Source organism: Pseudomonas cyclaminis, from assembly GCF_015163715.1.
Classification (GTDB): Bacteria; Pseudomonadota; Gammaproteobacteria; order Pseudomonadales; family Pseudomonadaceae; genus Aquipseudomonas; species Aquipseudomonas cyclaminis.
Window position 1 is genome coordinate 23,009 of the sequence record NZ_JADDUM010000145.1, and the last position, 8,024, is coordinate 31,032.

6 protein-coding genes are annotated in these 8,024 nt (G+C 61.2%); 4 read left to right on the top strand and 2 right to left on the bottom strand.

Annotated elements, in window-relative coordinates; genetic code table 11:
- Nucleotides 1-22: 22 nt before the first annotated feature.
- On the bottom strand, nucleotides 23-1,102 hold the full coding sequence (lptG, locus tag IQK56_RS18340; protein ID WP_099585004.1) for an LPS export ABC transporter permease LptG: 1,080 nt from the start codon (nucleotides 1,100-1,102) through the stop codon (nucleotides 23-25).
- The gene (lptF, locus tag IQK56_RS18345; protein WP_122309958.1) at nucleotides 1,095-2,213 is read right to left on the bottom strand and encodes an LPS export ABC transporter permease LptF; all 1,119 of its coding nucleotides are present in this window, start codon (nucleotides 2,211-2,213) and stop codon (nucleotides 1,095-1,097) included. The genes lptG and lptF overlap by 8 nt, the downstream gene beginning before the upstream one ends.
- 282 nt (nucleotides 2,214-2,495) lie before the next feature.
- Between lptF and IQK56_RS18350 the strand changes: the two genes are divergently transcribed.
- The 4 genes from IQK56_RS18350 to IQK56_RS18365 all read left to right on the top strand — a co-directional run bounded on the left by IQK56_RS18350 (nucleotide 2,496) and on the right by IQK56_RS18365 (nucleotide 7,868).
- Nucleotides 2,496-3,986, top strand: coding sequence for a leucyl aminopeptidase (locus IQK56_RS18350; protein WP_122309954.1), 1,491 nt, complete (start codon nucleotides 2,496-2,498; stop codon nucleotides 3,984-3,986).
- A gap of 84 nt (nucleotides 3,987-4,070) precedes the next feature.
- Nucleotides 4,071-4,499 carry a DNA polymerase III subunit chi gene (locus IQK56_RS18355; RefSeq protein WP_150760496.1) on the top strand — a complete coding sequence of 143 codons (429 nt, stop codon included), beginning with the start codon at nucleotides 4,071-4,073 and terminating at the stop codon, nucleotides 4,497-4,499.
- 7 nt (nucleotides 4,500-4,506) lie between these two features.
- Nucleotides 4,507-4,899: a DNA polymerase III subunit chi gene (locus tag IQK56_RS18360; RefSeq protein ID WP_150760495.1), complete on the top strand. Its 393-nt coding sequence runs from the start codon at nucleotides 4,507-4,509 to the stop codon at nucleotides 4,897-4,899.
- Nucleotides 4,900-5,021: 122 nt separating this feature from the next.
- Nucleotides 5,022-7,868 (top strand): valine--tRNA ligase, encoded by a 2,847-nt coding sequence (locus tag IQK56_RS18365; protein WP_150676722.1) that lies wholly within the window; start codon nucleotides 5,022-5,024, stop codon nucleotides 7,866-7,868.
- The last annotated feature ends 156 nt before the right edge of the window (nucleotides 7,869-8,024 follow it).

The window sequence follows — 8,024 nt, forward strand, 5'->3', positions numbered from 1 at the left end:
TTTTTTGTGCATAAGCGCGGTATCAACCGGCTCGGCGCAGCAGCCAGAACCCGGCCAGGGCGCAGATGGCGGTCGGCACCAGTACCGCAAACAGCGGCGAGAAACCGAACACCAGGCTCGACGGACCGAGCAGATCCTGGGCGATGCGGAAGGTAAAGCCCACCAGCACACCGGTAAATACGCGCTGACCCAGGGTCACGGAGCGCAACGGGCCGAAGATGAACGAGATCGCCATCAACACCAGCGCGGCAGTCACTACTGGCTGCAACACCTTGACCCAAAACGCCAGCCAATAGCGGCCATTGTTCAGCCCTTGCTCCTTCAGGTAGTGGATGTAACTCCACAACCCGGAGATCGGCAGGCTTTCAGGGATCATCACCACGGTATTTAGCAATTGCGGTTTAAGTGCAATGTCCCACTCTTCACTCGGTACATTGATCACTTCGGTGCTGGCCTTGGTGCCTTGGCCGACATTGCGGAAGTGCGTGGTAGTGATATCCGTCAGTTGCCATTTTTCGCCGCTGTACTGCGCACGTTTGGCGAAGCTGGACGACAGCATGTGACGTTCTTTATCGAAGGTATAGCGCGTCACACCGATCAACAGGCCGCCCGGCTGCACGGCGTTGATGTGGATGAACTCATCGCCCTGGCGGTGCCACAGGCCGTGCTTGGCGCTTTGTGCATCGCCCGAACCCTGGGCCAGGGCGCGGTTGGCCTGGGCAGTGGTTTCGGCCGGCGGCGCCACGTATTCACCGATCAGCACGCTGCACAGCATCAGCAGCAGCATGGGTTTCATCACCGCCCAGACGATGCGGCCGATGGACACCCCGGCGGCCCGCATGATGGTCAGTTCGCTGTTGCTGGCCAGGCTGCCCAGGCCGATCAGGCAGCCGATCAGCGCGGCCATCGGCATCATGTCGTAGAGACGACGCGGCGCGGTAAGTGCCACGTAGCTCAGCACATCCCACACGGTGTAGGTGTCGCTGACGTTGCCCACCTCATCGATGAAGGCGAACAACGAGGCCAGCCCAAGGATGATGCCCAGTACCGCCAGGATGGCGATCAGGACGCTGCTACCTATGTAGCGATCGAGCTTAGCCACGAGCCAACTCCTTCTGGCCACGACGGCTCAACATTTTCAAACGGATAGGCTCCCAGTAGAGCAAGCCCAGGCCGATCACCAGGAAGATCCCATGCACCCACCACAAACCCAGGGTCGGCGACAGCTTACCTTTCTCCAGGGAGCCGCGAGCGGAAATCAGGATGGTGAGGTAAGCCATGTACAGCAGGATCGCCGGCAACAGCTTGAGGAAGCGGCCCTGGCGCGGGTTGACGCGTGACAGCGGCACGGCCATCAGGGTCACGATAAACACCAGCAAAGGCAGGGAAATACGCCATTGCAGCTCGGCGATGGAGCGCAGTTCCTTGCTACCGAACAGCTCCGTCGTAGGAATGGCGTCGCGGTCGGTCACCTCGTCGCTGACATCCGGACGGGCGAGCAACACGCCGTAGGTGTCGTACTTGATGGCTCGGTAATCGGCCTGGCCGGGGCTGCCGTCATAGCGATAGCCGTTTTCCAGGATCAGGTAGCGGCTGCCGTCCGGCCGTATGTCCTGGCGACCTGACTCGGCGACCAGCACCGAGATACCCCGGTCTTTCTTGTCCTGGCCCAGGCGTTTTTCGGAGATGAACACCCCGCCCAGGTTGGCGCGGTCTTCGGTCATGGTTTCGGTGTAGGTGACCCGCGTGCCGTCATTGAGTGCCTGGAAGCGGCCCGGTTCGAGGGTGTCGAACTCGGTCATCGCGTCCTGCTTGTTCAGCACCAGCTGGAACTGCATGGCGCCCTGGGGGGCCAGGCTCAGGCTCAGCCAGGCGACGATCAACGCGACGCCCGCGGCCGGGATCATGGTCATGCCGAGCAGGCGCTGCTGGCTCATGCCGGTGGCCGAGAGCACGGTCATTTCGCTTTCGAGGTACAGGCGGCCGTAGGCCAGCAGGATCCCGAGGAACAGGCCCAGTGGCAGGATCAGTTGCAGGAACCCTGGCAGGCGAAAGCCCATGATCAGGAACAACGACCCTGGATCCAGGGCGCCGGAAGCAGCCTGGGCCAGGTATTTGACGAAACGACCACTCATGATGATGACCAGCAGGACCGCACTCACGGCACTCAGGGTCAACAGGACTTCGCGGGACAGATAACGGAAGACAATCAAACCAGACACTCCAGGGTTGTCAGGCTAAGGCGGCCAAACAAGCAGCATACCGAGTCAGCCCCTTACACAGGGCCGGCTAAAAAGATGGCGCATTATCCTGTGATTGACCGCGCCTGTCACTGCGCAACCTCATGCACACCTACAAAGCGTGCGCCAAGGGTTGTCAGGCTCCGTCGGCGAGGTTCAAACTGCGGCCTTTGTCGCTGGCGGTTTACACAACTGCCACGCTTTAAAGCCTGGACACAGACCCCAGGCTCTCAGACCTTTATAAGGGACCCGAAAATGGAATTGGTTGTAAAAAGCGTTAGCCCCGAAACGTTGAAAACCGCCACCCTCGTGGTCGCCATTGGCGAAGGCCGCAAGCTCGGCGTGGCCGCCAAGCAACTCGACGAACTCAGCGGCGGCGCCATCAGCGCAGTGCTCAAGCGCGGCGACCTGGCCGGCAAAGTCGGCCAGAGCCTGCTGCTGCAGAGCCTGCCTAATCTCAAGGCCGACCGCGTATTGCTGGTCGGCGTGGGCAAGGATGCCGAATTGGGCGACCGCCCTTTCCGCAAGATCATCAGCAGCATCCTCGGCACCCTCAAGGGCCTGGGTGGTGGTGACGCCACACTGGCCCTCGACGAAATCGTGGTCAAAGGCCGTGACAGCTACGGCAAGACCCGCCTGCTGGCCGAAACCCTGGTGGACGGCGGCTATATCTTCGACCAGTTCAAGAGCCAGAAAGCCGAACCCCGCGCCCTGAAGAAAATCACCCTGCTGACCATCAAGGCCGCCCAGGCTGAAGTCCAGCGCGCCGTGACCCACGCCACCGCAATTGCCAACGGCATGTCGTTTACCCGCGACCTGGGCAACCTGCCGCCGAATATCTGCCATCCAACCTTCCTGGGCGAGCAGGCCAAGGCATTGGGCAAAGAGTTCAAGGGCCTGAAAGTCGAAGTGTTGGACGAGAAAAAGATCAAGGAACTGGGCATGGGCTCGTTCTATGCCGTGGGCCAGGGCAGTGACCAGCCACCCCGCCTGATCGTGATGCAATACAACGGCGGCAAGAAGTCCGAGAAGCCTTACGCTCTGGTCGGCAAAGGCATCACGTTCGACACCGGCGGCATCAGCCTCAAGCCGGGCGCCGGCATGGATGAGATGAAGTACGACATGGGCGGCGCCGCGAGCGTGTTCGGCACCCTGCGTGCCGTGCTGGAACTCAAGCTGCCGATCAACCTGGTGTGCATCCTGGCCTGCGCCGAGAACATGCCGAGCGGTGGCGCTGCACGCCCAGGTGACATCGTCACCACCATGAGCGGCCAGACCGTCGAGATCCTCAACACCGACGCCGAAGGCCGCCTGGTGCTGTGCGACGCCCTGACCTACGCCGAGCGCTTCAAGCCGCAAGCCGTGATCGACATCGCCACCCTGACCGGTGCGTGCATTGTTGCCCTGGGCTCCCACACGTCGGGCCTGCTGGGCAACAACGACGAGTTGATCGAGCAACTGCTCAGCGCCGGCAAGGCTGCCGACGACCGCGCCTGGCAACTGCCGCTGTTCGATGAGTATCAGGAGCAACTGGACAGCCCGTTCGCCGACATCGCCAACATCGGCGGCCCGAAAGCCGGCACCATCACGGCGGCCTGCTTCCTGTCGCGCTTTGCCAAGAACTTCAACTGGGCTCACCTGGACATCGCCGGCACCGCGTGGACCAGCGGCGGCAAGGACAAGGGCGCCACTGGCCGTCCAGTACCTCTGCTGACCCAGTACCTGCTGGATCGCGCCAAGGCCTGACCCTGAAGACGCCGGGGCGACGATGATATCGTCACCCCGGTGGTGAATGACCGGTGGTAAATAAGAAGGTATCTGCACACCCAAATGACCCAAGTCGACTTCTATATACTGCCCAGCGCCGACCCGCTCGCGCGCCTGGACTTTGCCTGCAAACTCACCGAAAAAGCCTGGCGCATGGGCCACCGCATCTACCTGCATTGCAGCGATGGCGCCCAACGCGACGAACTCGACGCCCGCCTGTGGCGCTTCAAGGGTGAAAGCTTCGTGCCCCACGGCCCTGCCGAATCCGAACCCGAAGGCCTGGTAGTGCTGGGCTTGGGCGACAGCTGCGGCGATCACCATGACCTGCTGGTCAACCTGGACCTTAAAGTACCGCCCTTCGCCAAGGCGTTCGCCCGGGTGGCGGAAGTGGTGGTGGAAGATCCGGCTATTCGTCAGGCCGCGCGGGAGAGTTTCCGTTTCTACCGCGAACAGGGCTATCCTTTGCAAGATCACCGGCTACAACGACTTTGAGCACACGATGGACACTTCCAACCCTGTAAAAAAAGATGACCACCTGCTGGATGACCTCGAGTCGATCCGTCAGTTGCTGGGTGATGATGGCGTGCAACCGCCGCTGCTGACCGAGTCGGTCGACGGCGAGGTACAGATTCCGTTGCTATTTGACATGGTGGGCGGCAAACCCACCCCGGCTCCGGTCGAACCGCCCGTCGTAGAAGCTGCACCCGTTGCAGCCGCCGCCGAGAAAACCCCTGACGCCCTGCTGCTGCACCTGGACAACGAACTGCGCGCCGCCGCGCAATTGATCATGCAAGACGTGATCGACGACTTTGCCCCGCATATCGAGACCGAGATCAAGCGCCGGATGGATGCGCGCATGGAACGGCTGATCGCCGCAGCTACAAGTAACTAGCTACAAGCTGCAAGTAAGAGCACTGCGCTCCGCTTGCAGCTTGCAGCTTATAGCTTGCAGCTGCCTCACCCCTTATACTTGCCGGCTTTCCTGAATAAATGCCAACTAGGGTCCCGCCGCGCATGGATAAGACCTACCAGCCGCACGCTATTGAAACTTCCTGGTACAACACCTGGGAGTCCGAGAACTATTTCGCTCCGCAAGGTGCGGGCGAGTCCTACACCATCATGATTCCGCCACCGAACGTCACTGGCAGCCTGCACATGGGCCATGGCTTCAACAATGCGATCATGGATGCGTTGATCCGTTTCCGCCGCATGCAGGGCCGCAATACCCTGTGGCAACCAGGCACCGACCACGCGGGCATCGCCACCCAGATGCTGGTCGAGCGTCAACTCGAAGCCACCGGGCAGAGCCGCCACGACCTGGGTCGTGAGAAATTCCTGGAAAAGATCTGGGAATGGAAAGACCAGTCCGGCGGCAATATCAGCCGTCAGATCCGTCGCCTGGGTTCGTCCGTCGACTGGAGCCGCGAGCGCTTCACCATGGACGATGGCCTGTCCGAGTCCGTGAAAGAAGCCTTTGTGCGCCTGCATGAAGACGGCCTGATCTACCGTGGCAAGCGCCTGGTCAACTGGGACACCAAGTTGCACACGGCGATTTCGGACCTCGAAGTGGAAAACCACGACGAGAAAGGTTTCCTGTGGAACCTCAAGTACCCGCTGGCCGACGGCGCCAAGACCGCTGAAGGCAACGACTACCTGATTGTCGCCACCACCCGTCCGGAAACCATGCTCGGCGACGCCGCCGTCGCGGTTAACCCGAACGACGAACGCTACCAGGCACTGATCGGCAAGTTCGTCGACCTGCCATTGGTTGGCCGTCGCATCCCGATCATCGCGGATGACTACTGCGACCCTGAATTCGGCACCGGCTGCGTGAAAATCACCCCGGCCCACGATTTCAACGACTACGAAGTCGGCAAGCGCCACAACCTGCCACTGCTGAACATCTTCGATAAAAATGCCGCTGTACTGCCAGCCTGCCAGGTGTTCAACCTGGACGGCACGCTGAACGACAGCATCGACGGCAAGATCCCGGCTGAATACGCCGGCCTCGACCGTTTTGAAGCACGCAAGCAGATCGTGGCTGCGTTCGACGCGGCCGGCCTGCTGGTGAGCGTTGACGACCACGGCCTGAAAGTGCCGAAGGGCGACCGCTCCGGCACCGTCATCGAGCCGTGGCTGACCGACCAGTGGTACGTGTCCACCAAGCCGCTGGCTGAGCCTGCGATTGCCGCCGTGGAAGATGGTCGTATCCAGTTCGTGCCTAAACAGTACGAAAACATGTACTTCTCGTGGATGCGTGACATCCAGGATTGGTGCATCAGCCGTCAACTGTGGTGGGGCCACCGCATTCCGGCCTGGTACGACGAGTCGGGCAAGGTCTATGTAGGCCGCGACGAAGCCGAAGTGCGTGCCAAGCACAACCTCGGCCCAGACGTCGCGCTGCAACAGGACAACGACGTACTGGACACCTGGTTCAGCTCGGGCCTGTGGACGTTCTCCACCCTGGGCTGGCCGCAGCAGACCGAATTCCTCAAGAAATTCCACTCCACCGACGTGCTGGTTACCGGTTTCGACATCATTTTCTTCTGGGTTGCCCGGATGATCATGCTGACCATGCATTTGGTGAAGAACGAGGACGGCACGCCGCAGGTTCCGTTCAAGACCGTGTACGTGCACGGGCTGGTGCGTGACGGCCAGGGCCAGAAGATGTCCAAGTCCAAGGGCAACGTCCTGGACCCGCTGGATATCATCGACGGAATCGACCTGGAAACCCTGGTGCAGAAGCGCACCTCGGGCCTGATGCAGCCGAAACTGGCGAAGAAGATCGAGAAGCAGACCCGTGACGAGTTCGCCGACGGTATCGCCAGCTACGGCACCGACGCCCTGCGTTTCACCTTCTGCTCGCTGGCGTCCACCGGTCGCGACATCAAGTTCGACATGGGCCGCGTCGAAGGCTATCGCAACTTCTGCAACAAGATCTGGAACGCCGCGCGCTACGTGCTGGATAAAGGCGAAGACTGCGGCCAGAACGGCGAAGCCTACGAGCTGAGCCTGGCTGACCGCTGGATCATCTCGCAGCTGCAACGCACCGAAGCCGAAGTGACCCGCCAGCTCGACCAGTTCCGTTTCGACCTGGCCGCCCAGGCCTTGTACGAGTTCATCTGGAACCAGTATTGCGACTGGTACCTGGAACTGTCCAAGCCCGTGCTGTGGGACGAAAACGCACCGGTTGAACGCCAGCGCGGCACCCGTCGCACCTTGGTACGCGTGCTGGAAGTGGCGTTGCGCCTGGCGCATCCGTTCATGCCGTTCATCACCGAAGAAATCTGGCAGCGCCTCGCGCCGCTGGCCGGTATCGAAGGCAAGACCATCATGCTGCAGCCTTGGCCGGTGGCCAACGAAGCACGCATCGATGAAGCCGCCGAAAGCGATATCGAATGGCTCAAGGCCCTGATGCTCGGCACGCGCAACATCCGCGCCGAGATGAACATCGGGCCGGGCAAGCCATTGGCCGTGTTCGTGAAGAACGCCAGTGCCGAAGACCAGCGTCGTCTCAGCGAGAACGACGCGCTGCTCAAGAAGCTGGCGAAGCTGGAGTCGATCACCGTATTGGCTGACGGCGCCGAAGCTCCGCTTTCCGCCACCGCACTGGTCGGCGAGATGGAAGTGCTGGTGCCGATGGCCGGCCTGATCGACAAGGGCGCCGAACTGGCCCGCCTCGACAAGGAAATTGCGCGTCTGCAAGGCGAAGTGCAGCGAGTGGGCGGCAAGCTGTCCAACGCAGCGTTCGTCGACAAGGCGCCAGCTGAAGTGATCGACAAAGAACGCGCCAAACTGGCTGAAGCGGAACAGGCTTTGGGCAAGTTGGCCGAGCAACATGCGCGGATTTCCAGCCTGTAAGGCTCGAACCGCGTGAAAAAAGAGACCTTCGGGTCTCTTTTTTTGCCCGAAATTCCCCGGTGCCAGGCTGGCAATACACCCCATGTGGGAGGGGGCTTGCCCCCGATAGCAGTGTGTCAGCAACCTACAAATTGGCTGGTACACCGCCATCGGGGG

Coding starts and splice junctions, on each gene's coding strand:
- IQK56_RS18350 (WP_122309954.1), top strand. CDS start 2,496: ATGGAATTGGTTGTAAAAAGCGTTAGCCCCGAAACGTTGAAAACCGCC.
- IQK56_RS18355 (WP_150760496.1), top strand. CDS start 4,071: ATGACCCAAGTCGACTTCTATATACTGCCCAGCGCCGACCCGCTCGCG.
- IQK56_RS18360 (WP_150760495.1), top strand. CDS start 4,507: ATGGACACTTCCAACCCTGTAAAAAAAGATGACCACCTGCTGGATGAC.
- IQK56_RS18365 (WP_150676722.1), top strand. CDS start 5,022: ATGGATAAGACCTACCAGCCGCACGCTATTGAAACTTCCTGGTACAAC.